At 70.7% G+C, this 18,668-nt stretch carries 17 protein-coding genes; 3 read left to right on the top strand and 14 right to left on the bottom strand.

Annotated elements, in window-relative coordinates; translation table 11 throughout:
* Positions 1-145: 145 nt before the first annotated feature.
* The 9 genes from ACFV61_RS14800 to arc form a co-directional block, all read right to left on the bottom strand.
* Positions 146-529: an FKBP-type peptidyl-prolyl cis-trans isomerase gene (locus ACFV61_RS14800; protein ID WP_063346909.1), complete on the bottom strand. Its 384-nt coding sequence runs from the start codon at positions 527-529 to the stop codon at positions 146-148.
* Between the two features lie 163 nt (positions 530-692).
* A complete protein-coding gene (locus ACFV61_RS14795; RefSeq protein ID WP_079135480.1) occupies positions 693-2,003 on the bottom strand; it encodes an FKBP-type peptidyl-prolyl cis-trans isomerase in 1,311 nt (436 codons plus the stop codon).
* Between the two features lie 231 nt (positions 2,004-2,234).
* Entirely contained in the window at positions 2,235-3,221 is a 987-nt protein-coding gene (locus ACFV61_RS14790; RefSeq protein ID WP_380491930.1) for an FKBP-type peptidyl-prolyl cis-trans isomerase, read from the bottom strand.
* A gap of 136 nt (positions 3,222-3,357) precedes the next feature.
* The gene (gene pafA, locus ACFV61_RS14785) at positions 3,358-4,719 is read right to left on the bottom strand and encodes a Pup--protein ligase (RefSeq protein ID WP_063346911.1); all 1,362 of its coding nucleotides are present in this window, start codon (positions 4,717-4,719) and stop codon (positions 3,358-3,360) included.
* Positions 4,720-4,840: 121 nt separating this feature from the next.
* Positions 4,841-5,596: a proteasome subunit alpha gene (prcA, locus tag ACFV61_RS14780; protein WP_063346912.1), complete on the bottom strand. Its 756-nt coding sequence runs from the start codon at positions 5,594-5,596 to the stop codon at positions 4,841-4,843.
* 31 nt (positions 5,597-5,627) lie between these two features.
* On the bottom strand, positions 5,628-6,470 hold the full coding sequence (gene prcB, locus ACFV61_RS14775) for a proteasome subunit beta (RefSeq protein WP_380491928.1): 843 nt from the start codon (positions 6,468-6,470) through the stop codon (positions 5,628-5,630).
* Between the two features lie 163 nt (positions 6,471-6,633).
* Positions 6,634-6,852 carry a ubiquitin-like protein Pup gene (locus tag ACFV61_RS14770; protein ID WP_031069167.1) on the bottom strand — a complete coding sequence of 73 codons (219 nt, stop codon included), beginning with the start codon at positions 6,850-6,852 and terminating at the stop codon, positions 6,634-6,636.
* Positions 6,853-7,026: 174 nt separating this feature from the next.
* Positions 7,027-8,538, bottom strand: a complete 1,512-nt coding sequence (dop, locus tag ACFV61_RS14765) for a depupylase/deamidase Dop (protein ID WP_208869055.1) — start codon at positions 8,536-8,538, stop codon at positions 7,027-7,029.
* 230 nt (positions 8,539-8,768) lie between these two features.
* Complete coding sequence (gene arc, locus ACFV61_RS14760) at positions 8,769-10,535, bottom strand: proteasome ATPase (RefSeq protein ID WP_063346914.1); 1,767 nt, start codon at positions 10,533-10,535, stop codon at positions 8,769-8,771.
* A 285-nt stretch (positions 10,536-10,820) separates the two neighbouring features.
* Between arc and ACFV61_RS14755 the strand changes: the two genes are divergently transcribed.
* Complete coding sequence (locus ACFV61_RS14755; RefSeq protein WP_063346915.1) at positions 10,821-11,126, top strand: ferredoxin; 306 nt, start codon at positions 10,821-10,823, stop codon at positions 11,124-11,126.
* A 13-nt stretch (positions 11,127-11,139) separates the two neighbouring features.
* Here the strand turns inward: ACFV61_RS14755 and ACFV61_RS14750 are convergent, their stop codons facing one another.
* The 3 genes from ACFV61_RS14750 to ACFV61_RS14740 all read right to left on the bottom strand — a co-directional run bounded on the left by ACFV61_RS14750 (position 11,140) and on the right by ACFV61_RS14740 (position 14,096).
* Entirely contained in the window at positions 11,140-11,745 is a 606-nt protein-coding gene (locus tag ACFV61_RS14750) for a hypothetical protein (RefSeq protein ID WP_079135481.1), read from the bottom strand.
* Between the two features lie 125 nt (positions 11,746-11,870).
* Positions 11,871-12,830 carry a tRNA (adenine-N1)-methyltransferase gene (locus tag ACFV61_RS14745; RefSeq protein ID WP_063346916.1) on the bottom strand — a complete coding sequence of 320 codons (960 nt, stop codon included), beginning with the start codon at positions 12,828-12,830 and terminating at the stop codon, positions 11,871-11,873.
* 45 nt (positions 12,831-12,875) lie between these two features.
* Positions 12,876-14,096 carry a site-2 protease family protein gene (locus tag ACFV61_RS14740; protein WP_063346917.1) on the bottom strand — a complete coding sequence of 407 codons (1,221 nt, stop codon included), beginning with the start codon at positions 14,094-14,096 and terminating at the stop codon, positions 12,876-12,878.
* Positions 14,097-14,264: 168 nt separating this feature from the next.
* Between ACFV61_RS14740 and ACFV61_RS14735 the strand changes: the two genes are divergently transcribed.
* Complete coding sequence (locus tag ACFV61_RS14735) at positions 14,265-15,179, top strand: RecB family exonuclease (protein WP_380491926.1); 915 nt, start codon at positions 14,265-14,267, stop codon at positions 15,177-15,179.
* Positions 15,179-15,850 carry a response regulator transcription factor gene (locus ACFV61_RS14730; protein ID WP_063346919.1) on the top strand — a complete coding sequence of 224 codons (672 nt, stop codon included), beginning with the start codon at positions 15,179-15,181 and terminating at the stop codon, positions 15,848-15,850. The genes ACFV61_RS14735 and ACFV61_RS14730 overlap by 1 nt, the downstream gene beginning before the upstream one ends.
* Positions 15,851-15,949: 99 nt before the next feature.
* Here ACFV61_RS14730 and ACFV61_RS14725 read toward each other — a convergent pair whose 3' ends face one another.
* Complete coding sequence (locus tag ACFV61_RS14725) at positions 15,950-17,569, bottom strand: ABC transporter substrate-binding protein (RefSeq protein WP_380491924.1); 1,620 nt, start codon at positions 17,567-17,569, stop codon at positions 15,950-15,952.
* A gap of 353 nt (positions 17,570-17,922) precedes the next feature.
* Entirely contained in the window at positions 17,923-18,624 is a 702-nt protein-coding gene (locus ACFV61_RS14720; RefSeq protein WP_380491922.1) for an HAD family hydrolase, read from the bottom strand.
* Positions 18,625-18,668 lie beyond the last annotated feature (44 nt).

The raw sequence follows: 18,668 nt of genomic DNA, 5'->3' as shown, positions 1-18,668 counted from the left end.
GGGGGGGGGGGGGGGGCCGCGGGGGCGGGGTGCCTCGCGGCGCTCGCCGGCCTGTCTGTTGTTGTCTTCGTACGCAAAACCGCCGCCGGGGGCCGGCGGGGTGGCCGACCCCTTGGGGGGGTCCGCCCCCACGGTGTGGAACGACTCAGACGCCGATCAGGTCGACCACGAAGATCAGGGTCGAGCCCGCCGGGATGAGCGGGGTCGGCGACTGGTTGCCGTAGGCCAGGTGCGACGGGATGGTCAGCTCGCGGCGGCCGCCGACCTTCATGCCTGCGACACCGCGGTCCCAGCCCTTGATGACGCGGCCGGCGCCCAGCGGGAACGAGAACGGGGCGGTGCCCCGGTTCCAGCTGGAGTCGAACTCCTCACCGGTCTCGAAGGTCACGCCGACGTAGCGGACCTTGACGACCTGGCCCGACTTGGCCTCATCGCCGTCACCGACGACGATGTCGCGGATCTGCAGGTCCGCCGGGGCGTCGCCGATCGGGAAGTCGATCTCGGGCTTCTCGTTGAGGTTGACGCTCACAGTCCCTCTTCTCACGTTTCGCATTGCAGTCACGACCAAGCGGCGGGCGCCCGCACCCCCGGTCCGTTCCCGGACCACGGTACGGGCGCCCACCGCCCGGGGTGGTCCGGCCACGCGGCCGGACCTGAAGGTCACACGCACACCATTGTCACCCGAAAGTGGATCAGCCCTGACCGGCGTCCAGGATGTCCACCACGAAGACCAGCGGTGCGCCCGGCGGGATGTCGCCCTGGCCCTTGTCGCCGTACGCCAGCGCGGCCGGGATCACCAGTTCCACCCGACTGCCGACGGTCTGGCCCACCAGCCCCTGGTCCCAGCCCTGGATGACCTGGCCACCGCCGACCGGGAAGGAGAACGCCTGGCCCTTGCTGAGCGAGGAGTCGAACATCTTGCCGTCCTTGAACAGCGCGCCGGTGTACTGGACGACGACCTTCTCGCCCTTCTCCACCGCCGGCCCGGTGCCCTTGATCAGGACGTGCGACTTCAGCTCGGTCGGGTCCTTCGCGCCGGCCACCGGGGTGATCTCGGCCGGCTTCTTGCCGTTGTCCTTGACCTGCGGGAAGTCCGCGGGCGGCGGCGTGACGGTGCCGCTCACCACGGAGTCGGGCGCGTTGGCGTTGCGGATGTCGATCACGAAGACCAGGTCGTCCTTCGCCCCGATCGACATGTCGGCCTTGCCCTGGGATCCGAACGCGGCGGCCGGCGGGGCCACCACGAGGACCCGGCTGCCGGCCTTCTTCCCGACCACGGCCTGGTCCAGCGCCGGGATCAGCGCGTCGGTGCCGGCCTGGAAGATCTGCGGCTTGCCGTTGTTGTCGTACGAGCTCGGGATGTCCTTGCCGGTGGTCCAGTCCTTGGCGGTGTAGTCCACCGAGGTCCAGGAGTTCTTGTCCACCTTGGGGCCGGTGCCCTCGGTCAGCACCTTCACCACGAAGGAGCCGTCGGAGGCCTCGCCCGGCACCTGGATCTCGGCCTTCTTGCCGAAGTCACCGGTGACGGTGGGCAGCACCTTGGCGCTGTCCTTGATCGGCGGCACCGGGTCGGCGGTCGGCGTGGGCGGCGCGCTCTTGGCGGCGTCCGGCTTGGCGGCGGTGTCCGACTTGCCGTCCTTGTTCACCAGGTACAGCGTCACGGCGCTGCCGGCCAGCAGCAAGGTCAGCACCGTGCCGAGGATCACGCCCAGCCGGCCCACCCCGGGCGGGTTCTCGTCGTACCCGGCCTCCGAGGTGTCGCCCCGACGCACGGTGGAGGCGAAGATCTGCGGGGTGTCGTCCGTCTTGGTCCCGCCCGAGGCCCGCGGCTGCTCGCCGGGCTGCGCCCAGCCGGCCTGCTGCTTCAGGATCGACGGCGGGACGACGATCGACTCGCCGTCCCCCGGGAGCGGGCCGCCGGGACGCGAGGCGGCCGGGTCACCCGCGGAGCTGTCGTTCGCCGCGGTGTCGGCCCCGCCCGGGCTCGGCGTCTTCTCAGTCATGACTCCCCATCCATCTCGCCACGAGGTCTTCCAGGTCTGCGACCGGCGTGCTGACTGCCGGTCTGCCGTCGCACCGTCCGCCCCGGACCTCGACGCCGGGCGGCGCCTGCCACAGTGCGAGGGCAGTATGACAGCTCAGGATGAGGGCGGACGCTTCGTTGTACGAGCGTCCGCCCAAGCGTACGGAATCCCAGGGGTGCGTGTCCGCCCTAAACCGCTTCCCTGGCTTCCCTAAACAGCTTCCAGGATGTCGATCACGAAGACCAACGTCGAGTTGGGCGGCACCGAGCCCTGCGCCTGGTCCTTGTAGCCGAGCGCGGGCGGCACCACGAGCAGGATCCGGCTGCCGACGGTCTGGCCGACCAGCGCCTTGTCCCAGCCCTCGATCACGCTGCCGGTGCCGATCTGCACCGCCTGCGCGCCCCCGTGCGTCCAGGAGGAGTCGAACTGCTGGCCGTTGTTCCAGAGCACCCCGGTGTACTGCACCACCAGGGTCTGCCCGCTCTTGACCTGCTTGCCCTCGCCCTTGATCAGCACCGCCTGCTCCAGGTCGGTGGGCGCGGCCTGCCCGGCCGGCACGGTGATCGTCACCGGGGCCTTGCCGTTGTCCTTGACCTGCGGCATCGTCGCCGGCGGCGGGGTCATGGCGCCGGCCAGCGTGGAGTCCTGCGGCAGGCTCTCCATGATGTCCAGGACGAACACCACGGTGTCGCCCTTGTTGACGCCGAGCTGGGTGCTGCCCTGCTCGCCGAAGGCCGCCGCCGGCGGGGCGACCACCAGCAGCCGGCTGCCGACCTTCTTGCCGATCACGCTCTGGTCCAGCGCCGGCACGAGCTGTCCGCTGCCGGCCTGGTAGAGCTGCGGCTTCCCGCTCGGGTCGTACGAGCTGGGCAGGTCCTTGCCGGTGGTCCAGTCCTTCGCCGTGTAGTTGACCGTCACCCAGTCGCCCTTGTTGACCGTCGACCGCTCGCCCTCGCTGACGGTGTTCACCACGAACTGGCCGCCGGGCTGGCCCTCCGGGAGGGTGATGGTGGCCTTGCTGCCGAAACCGCCCTCCGAGAGCGTGGGCATCGGCGACGCCTCGCCGACCGGCGCGGGCACCGTCGGAGGCGCGCTCGCCGCGGACGGAGTCGCCGGGCCGGCCGCCTTGGGCGAACTGCTGCAGGCGACCGCCAGCAGCAGGGGCAGGGTGAGTAGCAAACCGGCGGTGCGGCGCACGGTGGTCCTAACTGTCGATCGAGGTCGGCTCTCCTGACTTCGACGGACAGCGTATGCCCGGACGGTGTCCGGCCCCGGAAGACACCACCGGGGCCGGACACCGCCTTGATCACAAACCTGGGATCCCCTGCGGGGGTCACATCCCGGCGATCAGCTTCTCCACCCGCTCGTCCACCGAGCGGAACGGGTCCTTGCAGAGCACCGTGCGCTGCGCCTGGTCGTTCAGCTTCAGGTGCACCCAGTCCACCGTGAAGTCCCGGCGCTGCTCCTGCGCCCGGCGGATGAAGTCCCCGCGCAGCCGGGCCCGGGTGGTCTGCGGCGGGATGGACTTGGCCTCGAAGGTCTTGAGGTCGGTGGTCACCCGCTTCGCCTGGCCCTTGCCCTGGAGCAGGTAGAACAGGCCGCGCCGGCGGTGGATGTCGTGGTACGCCAGGTCGATCTGGGCCACCCGCGGGTTGGACATGCTCATCTGGTGCTTCTCGCGGTAGCGCTCGATGAGCTTGTACTTCATGATCCAGTCGATCTCGGTGGCCACCTGGTCCAGGTTCTCGGTGCGGACGGCCTCCAGGGTCCGGCCCCACAGTTCGAGCACCTGGCCGATGGTGCCGGTGTTGATGCCCTTGCGGTCGGCGAACTCCAGCGCCTTGGTGTAGTACTCCTCCTGGATGTCCAGCGCGCTGGCCTCGCGCCCGTTGGCGAGCCGCACCTGGTGGGTGCCGGTGAGGTCGTGGCTGACCTCGCGGATCGCCCGGATCGGGTTCTCCAGGGTGAGGTCGCGCATCACCACGCCGGCCTCGATCAGCCGCAGCACCAGATCGGTGGCGCCGACCTTGAGCAGCGTCGTGGTCTCCGACATGTTGGAGTCGCCGACGATCACGTGCAGTCGGCGGTAGCGCTCGGCGTCCGCGTGCGGCTCGTCGCGGGTGTTGATGATCGGGCGGGAGCGGGTGGTGGCGGAGCTGACGCCCTCCCAGATGTGCTCGGCGCGCTGGCTGACGCAGTAGACCGCGCCGCGCGGGGTCTGCAGCACCTTGCCGGCGCCGCAGATCAGCTGGCGGGTCACCAGGAAGGGGATCAGCACGTCGGCCAGCCGGGAGAACTCGCCGTGCCGGGCCACCAGGTAGTTCTCGTGGCAGCCGTAGGAGTTGCCGGCCGAGTCGGTGTTGTTCTTGAACAGGTAGACGTCCCCCGCGATGCCCTCCTCGTGCAGCCGCCGCTCGGCGTCGACCAGGAGCCCTTCGAGGATCCGCTCGCCCGCCTTGTCGTGCGTCACCAGCTCGGTCACGTCGTCGCACTCGGGGGTGGCGTACTCGGGGTGGGAGCCGACGTCGAGGTACAGCCGGGCACCGTTGCGCAGGAAGACGTTGCTGCTGCGGCCCCAGGAGACGACCCGGCGGAACAAGTACCGCGCCACCTCGTCCGGCGACAGCCTGCGCTGCCCGCGGAACGTGCAGGTCACGCCGTACTCGTTCTCCAGCCCGAAAATCCGGCGGTCCATGAGCACTCCATTCTGTGTCGGAGCTGTCCGAAACCGCCTCCACGACGACTGGGCCGCCGCAGGGGCACCGGAGTCCCGTACGGCCTCCTTCCGGCCGCCGTACGGGACTCCGCAGGCACTGCTACTCCGGCGCGGTGTCCGCCGGGTTGTCCTCGTCGTCCGACTCGGCGGACTGGTCGCCGTCGAGCAGCCGGGCGAGCTGGTTGCCCAGGATGCGCTTGAACTTGCGCTGCTGGAACCGCTGGCGGTCGAGGACGGCCACCTCCAGCTGCTCCGGGGTGAGGGCGCGCGGGCTGCCGCCGTTGGGGTCGCGGGCGAGCGAGTCCACGGCGGCCCGGACCACCTCGGTGAGGCCCATCCCGGCCTGGTGGCGCTGGCCCAGGTAGTTGCCGATCGAGTCGGCGTTGCCGCCGACCACGACGTAGTTCTTCTCGTCGACGATCGAGCCGTCCGGGGTGAGGCGGTAGATCTGGTCCTCGTCCGCGGTGCGGCCGACCTCGGCCACGATCAGCTCGACCTCGTAGGGCTTCTCGCCGACCGAGGAGAAGATGGTGCCGAGCGTCTGTGCGTAGACGTTGGCCAGGCCCCGGGCGGTGACGTCGGCCCGGTCGTAGGAGTAGCCGCGCAGGTCGGCGTAGCGGACGCCGCCGATGCGCAGGTTCTCGAACTCGTTGTAGCGGCCGACCGCCGCGAAGGCGATCTTGTCGTAGATCTCGGAGACCTTGTGAAGCGCTCTGGAGGTGTTCTCCGCGACGAAGACGATGCCGTCGGCGTAGGTGAGCACGACCACGCTGCGGCCGCGCGCGATGCCCTTGCGGGCGTACTCCGCGCGGTCCGCCATGGCCTGCTGGGGCGAGACGTAGAACGGTGTCGACACCGGCGGTCGTCCCTTTCCTGAGAGGTGATGGCTAGAGCAGCGGGGCCTGCGGGCCGTTGGGGTGCGAGCGGCGCTCGTCGGTGATCGCGACCGCGATCTCGGTGACCTCCGCGTCGGTGAGCCGGCGGAAGCCTTCCTCGGTGATCAGCGAGACGATCGGGAAGATCTTGCGGGCGAGGTCGGGGCCGCCGGTGGCGGAGTCGTCGTCGGCCGCGTCGTACAGCGCCTGGACGACCAGCGTGGCGGCCTGGTCGGCCGTCAGGCCGTCGCGGTAGAGCTTCTTCATCGAGCCGCGGGCGAAGACCGAGCCCGAGCCGGTGGCGGCGAAGCCGCGCTCCTCGGAACGCCCGCCGGTGACGTCGTAGTTGAAGATCCGGCCGCGGCCGAGGTCCAGGTCGTAGCCGGCGAACAGCGGGACGACCGCCAGGCCCTGCATCGCCATGCCCAGGTTGCCCCGGATCATGGCGGTGAGCCGGTTGGCCTTGCCCTCCAGCGAGAGCACCGCGCCCTCGATCTTCTCGTAGTGCTCCAGCTCCAGTTGGAACAGCCGGACCATCTCGATGGCGAGGCCGGCGGTGCCGGCGATGCCGACCGCGCTGTACTCGTCGGCCGGGAACACCTTCTCCATGTCGCGCTGGGCGATCACGTTGCCCATCGTCGCCCGGCGGTCACCGGCGATCACCACGCCGCCGTCGAACACCGCGGCCACGATGGTGGTCCCGTGCGGGGCCTCGATCACGGCCCCCGCGGGGAGCGCTCGGTGGCCGGGGATCAGCTCCGGCCGGTGCTCGGCGAGGAAGTCCACGAAGGAGGAGGACCCCGGGGTCAGGAAGGCAGCCGGTAGACGCCCGGTGCCACGAGTGTTGGCTTCCACACGATTCCTTCCAGGTAGCTTGAAGCTCGCGTTGCCCGCACCCTACCCGCCCGGAGATCACTGTCCACGCGCGCAGGGGGCCGGTGCCGGACGGCCGGGCGACCCTCGCCGCCCGACCGCCCTCGACGGTCTCGACCGTGAATTCCCGAATACCGGGGGCGGGCTATTGCCCGCCCTTCTGCACGAATCCGCGGACGAAATCCTCCGCATTCGACTCGAGGACCTCGTCGATTTCGTCCAGCACCGCGTCGACGTCGTCGCTCAGCTTTTCCTGGCGCTCCTTGAGGTCGTCGGAATTCTGGGTTTCCGCGGCCTGCTCCTCGACCTCCTCGGAGGAGCGGTTCGCCCGCTGCTGGCCGCCGCCGGTGTCCTTGCTCGCCATTTCCCTCACCCCGCTCGATTCTTCTGGCACGGTTTGGTCGTTGCTTGCTGCACCGACCCTATACACAAGGTGCGACTGCCGCTCCCGGTTTGCCGGTGGCGCTTCCTGTCCAACACCCGCTGCCACCCCGGATGATTCCCATTCGGCGGACGTTCACCCATGGTGATCGAAAAGTTACCCGCCGGAGAGGACCCGCAGCAGGTCCTCCGCGGTGCGACAGCGGTCCAGCAGTTCCTTGACGTGGTTGCGGGTGCCCCGCAGCGGCTCCAGCGTGGGCACCCGCTGCAACGAGTCCCGGCCCGGCAGGTCGAAGATCACCGAGTCCCAGGAGGCCGCGGCGACGTGGTCGGCGTACTGCTCGAGGCAGCGCCCGCGGAAGTACGCCCGGGTGTCCTCCGGGGGCTTGGAGACGGCCCGCTCGACCTCCGCCTCGGTCACCAGCCGCTCGAAGCGGCCGCGGGCCACCAGCCGGTTGTAGAGGCCCTTGTCGGGCCGTACGTCGCTGTACTGGAGGTCGACCAGGTGCAGCCGCGGATTCTCCCACCCCAGGGCGTCCCGGCTGCGGTAGCCCTCCAGGATCTCCCGCTTGGCGATCCAGTCCAGCTGCCGGGAGAGCGACATCGGATCGCGCTCCAGCCGGCCGAGGACGTCCTCCCAGCGGGCCAGCACGTCCAGTGTCTGCTCGTCCGCGTCGGTGCCGAAGCGGTCCTCGACGTACTTGCGGGCCAGCTCGAAGTACTCCAGCTGGAGCTGGACGGCGGTGAGTTTGCGCCCGTTGCGCAGGGTGATCAGGTGCTTGAGCGTGGGGTCGTGGGAGACCCGGTGCAGGGTGCGCACCGGCTGGTCGACGGCGAGGTCGGAGGCGATGAAGGAGTCCTCGATCATCGACAGGACCAGTGAGGTGGTGCCCAGTTTGAGGTAGGTGGAGATCTCGGAGAGGTTGGCGTCCCCGATGATCACGTGCAGCCGGCGGTACTTCTCCGCGTCGGCGTGCGGTTCGTCCCGGGTGTTGATGATCGGGCGTTTGAGCGTGGTCTCCAGGCCGACCTCGACCTCGAAGTAGTCGGCCCGCTGGCTGATCTGGAAGCCGTGCGTCGAACCGTCCTGGCCGATGCCGACCCGGCCGGCGCCGGTGACCACCTGGCGGGAGACGAAGAACGGGGTGAGGTGGCGGACGATGTCGGCGAACGGCGTCGCCCGCTTCATCAGGTAGTTCTCGTGGGTGCCGTAGGAGGCGCCCTTGTTGTCGGTGTTGTTCTTGTACAGGTGGATGTTCTGCCCGTTGGGCAGTTCCAGCGCGCGTTGCGCGGCGGCCGCCATGATCCGCTCGCCGGCCTTGTCCCAGAGCACGGCGTCGCGCGGGTTGGTGACCTCTGGCGAGCTGTACTCGGGGTGCGCGTGGTCCACGTAGAACCGGGCCCCGTTGGTGAGGATGACGTTGGCCAGGCCGATGTCCTCGTCGGTCAGCTGGCTGGCGTCCGCCACCTCGCGTGCCAGGTCGAAGCCCCGGGCGTCACGCAGCGGGTTCTCCTCCTCGAAGTCCCAGCGGGCCCGCCGCGCCCGGTGCATCGCCGCCGCGTACGCGTTGACGATCTGGGACGAGGTGAGCATGGCGTTGGCGTTGGGGTGCCCGGGCACGGAGATCCCGTACTCGGTCTCGATGCCCATCACGCGCCGTACGGTCATGCGGCCCTCCTTGCCCGGTGCGCCGCCCCCCACGGGCGGAGCACGCCGACGTACCGCTGAACAACACCGGCGCCGGCGTTCTGCCCGCGATCGGTGGGTCGAGCCTAGAACCCGGCACCGACGGGCGGACCCCGAGACGCGCCGTCCGGCTGCGGGGCCGCGAGGCGCCACAGCCGGACGGGGTGCGTGCTGTTCCGGGGACCGCCGGGCGGCCCGGTCTCACCGTGTGCTTACAGGTACTGCCCCGTGTTGGCGACAGTGTCGATCGAGCGGCCGGACTCGGCGCCCTGCTTGCCGGTGACCAGCGTACGGATGAAGACGATCCGCTCGCCCTTCTTGCCGGAGATGCGGGCCCAGTCGTCCGGGTTGGTGGTGTTCGGGAGGTCCTCGTTCTCCTTGAACTCGTCCACGCAGGCGGCGAGCAGGTGGGAGACGCGCAGACCGCGCTGACCGTGGTCGAGGAAGTCCTTGATGGCCATCTTCTTCGCGCGGTCGACGATGTTCTGGATCATCGCGCCGGAGTTGAAGTCCTTGAAGTACAGGACCTCCTTGTCACCGTTGGCGTAGGTGACCTCCAGGAAGCGGTTCTCCTCGGTCTCGGAGTACATCCGCTCCACGACCGACTGGATCATCGCGGCCACCGTGGTGCCCAGGGAGCCGTCGTGCTCCTTGAGGTCGTCCGGGTGGAACGGCAGCGACTCCTTGAGGTACTTGGAGAAGATGTCCCTCGCGGCCTCGGCGTCCGGGCGCTCGATCTTGATCTTGACGTCCAGGCGGCCGGGCCGCAGGATCGCCGGGTCGATCATGTCCTCGCGGTTCGAGGCGCCGATGACGATGACGTTCTCCAGGCCCTCCACACCGTCGATCTCGGCGAGCAGCTGCGGGACGATGGTGTTCTCCACGTCCGAGCTGACGCCGGAACCGCGGGTGCGGAACAGCGACTCCATCTCGTCGAAGAAGACGATGACGGGCGTGCCCTCGCTCGCCTTCTCCCGGGCCCGCTGGAAGACCAGGCGGATCTGCCGCTCGGTCTCGCCCACGTACTTGTTGAGCAGTTCGGGGCCCTTGATGTTGAGGAAGTAGCTCTTCCCCTGGGGGCGTCCGGTGACCTCGGCGACCTTCTTGGCCAGCGAGTTGGCGACCGCCTTGGCGATCAGCGTCTTGCCGCAGCCGGGCGGGCCGTAGAGCAGCACGCCCTTGGGCGGGCGCAGCTCGTACTCCTTGAAGAGGTCGGCATGCAGGTAGGGCAGCTCGACCGCGTCCCGGATCAGCTCGATCTGGTTGCTCAGTCCGCCGATCTGGCGGTAGTCGATGTCCGGGACCTCTTCGAGGACCAGCTCCTCGACCTCGGACTTCGGCACGACCTCGTACACGTAGCCGGAGCGGGGCTCCAGCAGCAGGGCGTCCCCCGCCCGGATGGTGAGCTCGCGCAGCGGTTCGGCGAGGCGCACCACCCGCTCCTCGTCGGTGTGGCCGACGACCAGGGCGCGTTCGCCGTCCTCGAGGATCTCCTTGAGGGTGACGATCTCGCCGATGCGCTCGAAGGCCATCGCGTCCACGATGTTGAGGGCCTCGTTGAGCATCACCTCCTGGCCGCGCCGCAGTTCGTCGAGGGCGACGTTGGGGCTGACGTTCACGCGGAGCTTGCGCCCCCCGGTGAAGATGTCGGCGGTGCCGTCCTCGTTGGCCTCGAGGAAGGTGCCGAACCCGGCCGGGGGCTGTGCCAGCCGGTCCACTTCCTCCTTGAGGGCCACGATCTGGTCGCGGGCCTCTCGCAGGGTGGAGGCGAGCCGTTCGTTCTGGGCGGACACTCCGGCCAGGTTGGTCTGGAGCTCGACGATCCGCTCTTCGAGGATCCTCGAATTGCGCGGCGAGTCGGCGAGCTTGCGGCGCAGCACAGCGATTTCCTGCTCAAGGAACGAGACCTGAGCGGCCTCGTCGGAACCACGAGCGGGCCTGCCGGTGCTGCGGTTGTAGTCGTCATCGTGGGCTGCCACGGTCCTCACCTCCTCCGGGGAGCTGGACGCTTCCAGACCCTACCTGGGACCAGGGGTCCGTAAACCCCTAGATCAAGAAAGATGGAACGGGCGTGTCCGATCTTCGCCCCAGCGTGCTTCCCCTCTGCTAAGGGGATACCCACCGCTCACCACCCAAAGCGGGCCAGATGTATCGTCGAGCGAAGTGATATCCGATCGCGACCGGGCACCTGGGTCCGATCGTTGTACGAATGGCGGGATTGCCCCCGGAAAAGGGGCGACCCGGGACAGAAACGGCAGGGGACCATGTCGGTAACCGAGCAGACGGCCACGGCGGCCGAACAGCTGGAGGTGTGGATCGACCAGGATCTGTGCACCGGCGACGGCATCTGCGTGCAGTACGCACCCGAGGTCTTCGAGCTGGACATCGACGGCCTCGCCTACGTGAAGGGGCCGGACGACGAGCTGCGCCAGCAGCCCGGGCAGACCGCCCCGGTGCCGCTGACGATCCTTCAGGACGTGGTGGACTCGGCGAAGGAGTGCCCCGGCGACTGCATCCACGTGCGCCGGGTCACCGACCGGGTCGAGGTGTACGGGCCGGACGCGGACTGACGCGTCCTCCCCCTCAGGTCTGGCTGACCGGGGCGGCGGTCTGGGAGCGTTCCCAGCCGCCGCCCTTGCGCATCCAGGTGAGGTCGAGTGAGATGTCAGGGCGGAAGCGCGGCACCTCGTCGCTCGAATACCCCTGCGCGTGACCGGTGATGGCGCCGTCGGAGCGCAGCGCGAGCCGGCCGAGGGTGAGGTTCTCGCGCTCGGAGAGGAGCGTGGCCAGCACCACCGGGCGCTCGCCCGGGCCGAAGCCGAGCAGGTAGACGGCGTCCGGCGGCGTGCCGTTCTCGGCCGCGCAGTGCGCGGCGACGACCGTGCCGGGCCGCCCGTCGCCCAGGTCGGCCGGCATGCTGATGGCCGTCGCGACCGGGAACGGGCCGCAGTCGAGCGGAAGTTGGGCCTTGGCCGGGTCGGGGGCGGCGCTCGCCCCGAGGGCCTTGGGAGTGCCGTGCAGGGGCACCGGGGTGCCGGTGGCGGGGCCGGCGGCGAGAGCCGAGGCCACCACCGCGCCGCAGCCGGCCAGGGCCAGGGCCCAGTGCCAGGGGGCGGTGCGCGCGTGCCCGGGCCCGGTGCGGCCCCGCGGTGTCTGCTGTCCAGCCGTCGTCCCGACCGCGGTCTCCACCAGGCGTCCCCTCCAGTGCTCCCAGGAGCTGGTCTGCGTGCGCGAGCATCGTCCCACACGCCGGCGGCCGAAATGCCGAGGGGTGGCACGAGCAGGCTCGTACCACCCCTGGGAAGCGATCCCGGTCAGCCCAGGTCGGGCTGCTCGGTCTCGACGGCGCGGGCGGCGGCACGGGCCGCGGCGCGCTCCCGCAGAGTCGACTCCGAGCCCCCGTTGTCGTAGTCCTCGCCGTACGCGCCCTTGGCCGGGCGGCGTCGGCGCAGCGGCGGCTCGACGCCGTCGGCGAGGCGGCGGGCGGTGAGCAGGAAGCCGGTGTGGCCGATCATCCGGTGGTCCGGGCGGACGGCCAGGCCCTCCAGGTGCCAGGTGCGGACCATGGTCTCCCAGGCCTGCGGCTCGGTGAAGGTGCCGTGGTCGCGCAGTGCCTCGACGGTCTTGGACATCTGCGTGGTGGTGGCCACGTAGCAGCAGATCAGGCCGCCGGGGACGAGCGCCTTGGAGGCGACGTCCAGGCACTCCCAGGGGGCGAGCATGTCGAGGATGACGCGGTCGACGTCGGCCTCGACCAGGTTGTCCTGGAGGTCGCCGACGGTGAGCTTCCACGCCGGGTGCGGCCCGCCGAAGTAGCGCTCGACGTTGCCCTTGGCGATGTCGGCGAAGTCCTGCCGGCGCTCGTACGAGGCCAGCATGCCGGTGTCGCCGACGGCGCGCAGCAGGTAGGTGGAGAGCGCGCCCGAGCCGACACCGGCCTCGACGACGCGGGCGCCGGCGAAGATGTCGGCCATGGCCAGGATCTGCCCCGCGTCCTTGGGGTAGATCACGGCGGCGCCGCGCGGCATGGACAGGACGTAGTCGGGGAGCAGGGGGCGCAGCGCGAGGTACGGGACGTTCCCCGTGGTGCGCACGACCGTGCCCTCGGGGGCGCCGATCAGCTCGTCGTGCGGGAACGCACCCTTGTGGGTGTGGAACTGGTTCCCGGCCTGGAGCGTGAACGTGTAGTGGCGGCCCTTGGGGTCGGTCAGCTGGACCTGGTCCCCGACCTGGAAGGGCCCGCGTCGGCGGGTGGCACCGGTCGGTTCGGACATGCGGTCAATCCTAAGGGAAGCGGACGGTCCGCCCGACCAGAGTGATCACCGGCCGGCGACGGCGGCGGTGAGGCGCTGCTCGATGTCGGTGAGCGCGGCGACGCCGAACACCCGGCCGTCCGCCTCGACCACCAGGTACTCCCCGGCCGGGGTGGCCTGGACGGCGCGCAGCAGGTCCTCGCCGCCGAGGTCGGCGTCCAGCCGCAGGCCGGGTTCGAGGTCGCGGGCGAGCGGGCCGACGGCGACCCACGGGCGGCGGTGCTCGGGCACCGCGCGGACGGCGGACTCGCGGACGATGCCGATCGGGTCGCCCCGGCCGTCCACCACCACGACCGCACCGGCCTGGGCCTCGCGGGCCCGGCGCAGCGCCTCGCCGAGCGGGGTGTCGGCGGTGACCTCGACGGTCCGGCGGGCGAGCTCGCGCAGCCGCAGGCCGGGCAGCACCTCCTTGAGCCGGGCGTTGCGCAGGCTCCCGGTGGCGCCGTTCCAGATGATCGCGGCGAGGACGGCGGCCAGCACCGCGTCCACCAGGGTGTCGGTCGTGGTGCGCTCGATCCCGCGGGCGGCGCTGAACAGCGGCAGGCCGATCAGCACCACGACGGCCAGTGCCCGGCCGACCCAGGCGGCGGCGACCGTGCCGGTCATCGCCTTGCCGCTGATCGCCCAGACGACCGCGCGCAGCATCCGGCCGCCGTCCAGCGGCAGGCCGGGCAGCAGGTTGAACGCGGCGACGACCAGGTTGGAGACCATCAGCCCGGTGAGCAGCACCCCGGGCACCGTGGAGAGCTCCACGGCCTGCATCGCGAGGTAGAACACGCCGCCGAGCACCAGCGAGAGCAGCGGGCCGACGAAGGCCAGCCAGAACTCGCGCCACGGGCTCTCGGCCTCGTTCTCGATCTCGGAGACGCCGCCGAAGAACTGCAGCTGGATCCGCCGTACACCGAGCCTGTAGCGCAGCGCGACCAGGGTGTGAGCGAGCTCGTGCACCAGGACGGAGGCGTAGAAGGCGACCGCGAAGAAGAACGCGAGCAGGTAGCGGGCGGCGCCGAGGTCCGGCAGGACGTCGCCGAGCTGGCCGCCGAACACCCAGGTGATCAGCGCGGCGATGACGAACCAGGAGGGGGTCACGTAGATGGGCACGCCGAAGGGGCGGCCCACCAGGAGGCCGCTGCCGCGCTCGGGCGGCCTGGGCGGTCGCCCTGCCGGGCGGCCGCCGTCGTCCTGCGGTGGCTGGTCGGAGGTCTGCTGCCCCCTGCTGTCGCTCACCGTGATCCCTTCGGTCGTCTGCCCCGTCGTGCCCCGGTGCGCCCACGCTACGTGATCGCGGCCCTCCGGTGGCGTGCGGCCCTCTGTCAGGCTTCATACCCACTGTGCCGCGCGGTGTGGCAGCACCGTGGCAGCAGGATGACAGCGAAGGGCAATAGGGTCGGAGGCATGCAGCAGACCGACACCACAAGCGCCGCCGGGGCCCCGGCGCGCCCAACGGCGCCCCCGACCGGCCTGTCCCCGTCCCGGGCGGGGGACTTCCTGACCTGTCCCCTGCTGTACCGGCTGCGGGTGATCGACCGGCTGCCCGAGCCGCCGAGCGCGGCGGCGACCAGGGGCACGCTGGTGCACGCGGTGCTGGAGCGGCTCTTCGACAGCCCCGCGACCGAGCGGACACCGGAGCGGGCGCTGGGCCTGCTGCGCCCGCAGTGGGAGCGGCTGCTGGGCGAGCGCCCGGAGCTGGGCTCGCTGTTCCCGGACGATCCGGACGGCGCGGCGCTCGCCCGCTGGCTGGCGGACGCCGAGAAGCTGGTCGGCCAGTGGTTCCGGCTGGAGGACCCGACCCGGCTGCACCCGGTGGAGCGCGAGCTGTACGTGGAGACGGCCCTGGAGTCGGGGCTGCTGCTGCGCGGCTACATCGACCGGGTGGACGTCGCCCCGAGCGGCGAGGTCCGGCTGGTGGACTACAAGACCGGCCGGGCGCCCTCGCGGGACTTCGAGGGCAAGGCGATGTTCCAGATGAAGTTCTACGCGCTCGTGGTGTGGCGCTGGAAGGGCGTCGTCCCCAAGCGGCTCCAGCTGGTCTACCTCGGCGGGGGCGGGGACGTGGTCAGCTACGACCCGGACGAGGCCGACCTGCTCGCGGTGGAGCGCAAGCTGCGGGCGCTCTGGGAGCGGATCACCCACGCGGTGGCCACCGGGGAGTTCCCGGCGACCCGCAACCGCCTCTGCGACTGGTGCGACCACCAGGCCAGTTGCCCGGAGTTCGGCGGCACTCCCCCGCCGTACCCGCTGCCGCTGTCGCTGTCGCGTACGTCTGACGAAGACGATCCCACGGGGGATCAGATGAGCAAGGAGTCCTAGTGACGATCCGAGTGCTGCTGGTCGACGACCAGCCGCTGCTGCGCACCGGTTTCCGGATGATCCTGGAGGCCGAGTCCGACCTGGTGGTGGTCGGTGAGGCCGGCGACGGTCAGCAGGCGCTGGACCAGGTGCGGGCGCTGCAGCCCGACGTGGTGCTGATGGACATCCGGATGCCCAGGATGGACGGCGTCGAGGCGACCCGCAGGATCGCCGGCCCCGGGCGGGACGGCCCGGCCAAGGTGCTGGTGCTGACCACCTTCGACCTGGACGAGTACGTGGTGGAAGCGCTGCGCGCGGGCGCCAGCGGCTTCCTGCTGAAGGACGTCCCGGCGGAGGAACTGGTGCAGGCGATCCGGGTGGTGGCGGACGGCGCGGCGATGCTGGCGCCGAGCATCACCCGCCGGCTGCTGGACATGTACGCCACCAAGCTGCCCTCGGGCGAGGAGGCGCCGCCGCAGGCGCTGAGCGCGCTGACCGAACGTGAGCTGGAGGTGCTGAAGCTGGTGGCGCGCGGGCTCTCGAACGCGGAGATCGCAGCCGAACTGTTCGTCAGCGAGACCACCGTGAAGACGCACGTCGGCCATGTGCTGACCAAGCTCCAGCTGCGCGACCGGGTGCAGGCGGCGGTGTACGCGTACGAGAGCGGGCTGGTGCGCCCGGGCGCCCTGTAGGCCCTGTCCGGCCGAACGTGCCGACGGCCCGCCCGCCTTCCCCGTGCACCCAGGGGGAAGGCGGGCGGGCCGCCGTGTTGAGGGGTGTCGTCCGGTCGCCTACTTGCCGGCGCTGCGGCTGATCTCCCAGAAGCGGAACACGCCGGTGGTGTCGATGGTCGACTCGACGCCGGTGATGTACGAACGCGACGCGAAGAAGCCCTTGTTCTGGTACAGCGGGATGAGCGGCGCGTTCTCGGCGACGATCTGCTGGATCTGGGCGTAGCCGGCCACCGCGGCGCTGCGGTCGGCCTGCTTGAGGCCGTCCGGCACCAGCTTCTGGCTGATCCGCGGGTCGTCCCAGCCGTGGTGGTAGGCGCCGCCGTCGATGAGCAGCGGGGCGATGTAGTTGTCCGGGTCCGGGTAGTCGGCGAACCAGCCGATGAGGTACGCCTGGTAGCGGCCCTCGGACCAGCCGGACCGGTACTTGTCCCAGTCCGGCTCCGTCTGGACGGTCACCTGGAACAGGCCGCCGGCCTCCAGCTGCTTCTTCAGGGTCTCGGGCTCGGCGCTGCCGGCCCGCGAGCGCGACCAGGTGAGGGTGAGCTTGACCGGGAGCTGGACCTTGGCGTCGGTGAGGATCTTCTTGGCCTTGCCGCTGTCCTGGTCGCCGTAGCGGTCGAAGAAGGCCGTGGTGTGGCCGGTGACGCCGGCCGGGACCATCGCGTACAGCGGCTGGACGGTCCGGGCGAAGACGTCGCGGGCGAGCGACTTGCGGTCGAGCAGCTGGGCGGCGGCCTGGCGGACGGCGACGTTGCCGGCGACCGGGTCCTTGGTGTTGAAGACCAGCGAGCGGGTGTCGTTGCTGTCGCCCTCGACGACCTGGAGGTCGGTCTTGCCGCCCTGCTGGTCGGAGTGCATCTGAGCGGCGGTGTTCGGGTCCAGGCTGTTGTCGGTGAGGTCGACGTCGCCCTTGTCCAGCGCGGCCTTCAGGTCGGCGGGCTTGTCGAAGTACCGGACGGTGAACTTGCTGTTCCGGAGCTTGGCCTCGCCGTTGTACTTGTCGTTGGGCACCAGGACGACCTTGCCCAGCTGCTTGGCCGTGTCGCCGTTGCCGCCCATGACCTCGACCGTCTCGAAGCGGTACGGGCCGGAGCCGATCAGCTTGTCGTTGGGGACGACCTTGTCGGCCGGGTAGGCCTGGTGGTCGAGGATGGCGCCGGCCGGGCCGGCCAGCTTGGCCGGCAGGGTGGCGTCGGGCGTGGAGAGGTGGAAGACCACCTCGGTGTCGCCCTTGGCCTCGACGCTCCTGATCGAGGAGAGCAGGGGGGCCGCGCCGTTCTGGTCGTTGATCTTCTTGGTGCGCTCGATCGAGAACACCACGTCGGCGGCGGTCAGCGGGTGGCCGTTGGAGAACTTCAGGCCGGTCCGCATGGTGCAGTGGTACTGGGTGGCGTCGCCCGCGGTGAACTCGCAGGACTGCGCGGCGTCCGGGGAGGGGGCGCTGGAGGCGGCCGGGAAGGTGAGCAGCGACTGGAAGGTGTTGCGCAGCAGCAGCCAGGAGCCGGAGTCGTAGGCGGCGGCCGGGTCCAGCACGCCGGTGAGCTGGGTGGTGCCCATGACGATCGCCTTGCCGCCGTCCCCCTTGACGGCGTCGGTGACCGATCCGCAGCCGGCCGCCGTCACGGCGACAAGACCGGCGCAGCCGAGTACTGCCAGGCGTTCAGCTGAAGTCTTCACGGGGCGCGTCCTTCTGGGTGCGGTCCGACCGGGGCCGGCGGCCCGCGTCGAGGGCGCTCCGGGTGTGGAAGGCGTGCGCGGGCCTGACGCCCGTACGACCGCGGGCGGGACGGGGTTGCCCGTCGTCGGCGGTGGCAGGGCGCGAGGGAGGGGAACGAACTGGAGTAGCGTGCCATATCGAACACGCACGACCGATACCCGTGCAGATGACGTTTGGGACACGGTGGTTGAGGGCACCGCGAAACACCCGACGAGTTGTCAGGCAATGCCCTTTTTCTCCCCGGGCGGGCGTCGGCGGCGGCCGGATCCGGCCGCTTACCGGCGAGTAGGCCACCCTCGCAATGAGATGACAATCACACCCGCGAAGTGACCAGCGAGCGCAGCAGTTCAAGATCGACCTGCTCCAGCGAGGAGCGCACCAGCCGCCCCGGGGCCGGCTCGATCGGCGCCACCGAGGGCACGGCGATGACCGGGCAGCCCGCCGCCTCGGCCGCCCGCACCCCGGTCGGCGCGTCCTCGACCACCACGCAGCGGGCCGGGTCCGCGCCCAGCCGCCGGGCCGCCTCCAGGTACGGGTCCGGGTGCGGCTTGGTGCGCGGGACCTCGTCCCCGGCGATCGTGAAGGCGAAGTGGTGGGAGCCCAGCGAGCGCAGCACGATGTCCACCACGTGCCGGTGCGAGGCGGTCACCAGGACGGCCGGGATCCCGTGTGCGGCCAGGGTGTTGAGGAGGCGTTCGGCGCCCGGCATGAGCGGCACGCCGCCCGCCAGCAGGTCGACGAAGCGCTGGTTGATCAGCACCGTCAGGTCCGCCGGGGCGAGGTCCACCCCGGTGGTGCCGACCAGGTAGTCGATCACCCGCGTCATCGGACCGCCGACCACCTGGGCCCGGTCCTCGTCGGTCAGCGCGTGGCCCAGCTCGGCGAACAGGGTGACCTCGGCCTGCCACCAGAAGTCCTCGGTGTCCACCAGTGTCCCGTCCATGTCCAGCAGCACCGCCTGCAGGCCGCGGCCGTCCCCGTGGTCGAGGATCCGGGCGGCGGTGGAGGTGGTCATGGCGGGAGTCCTTCCGTCGGTACCCCCCGGGCGCGTTCGAGCAC

It is taken from the genome of Kitasatospora sp. NPDC059817, from assembly GCF_042731835.1.
Taxonomy (GTDB): Bacteria; Actinomycetota; Actinomycetes; order Streptomycetales; family Streptomycetaceae; genus Kitasatospora.
Note: the sequence above shows the minus strand (reverse complement) of the source record. Positions and strands in the feature narration are given on the sequence as shown.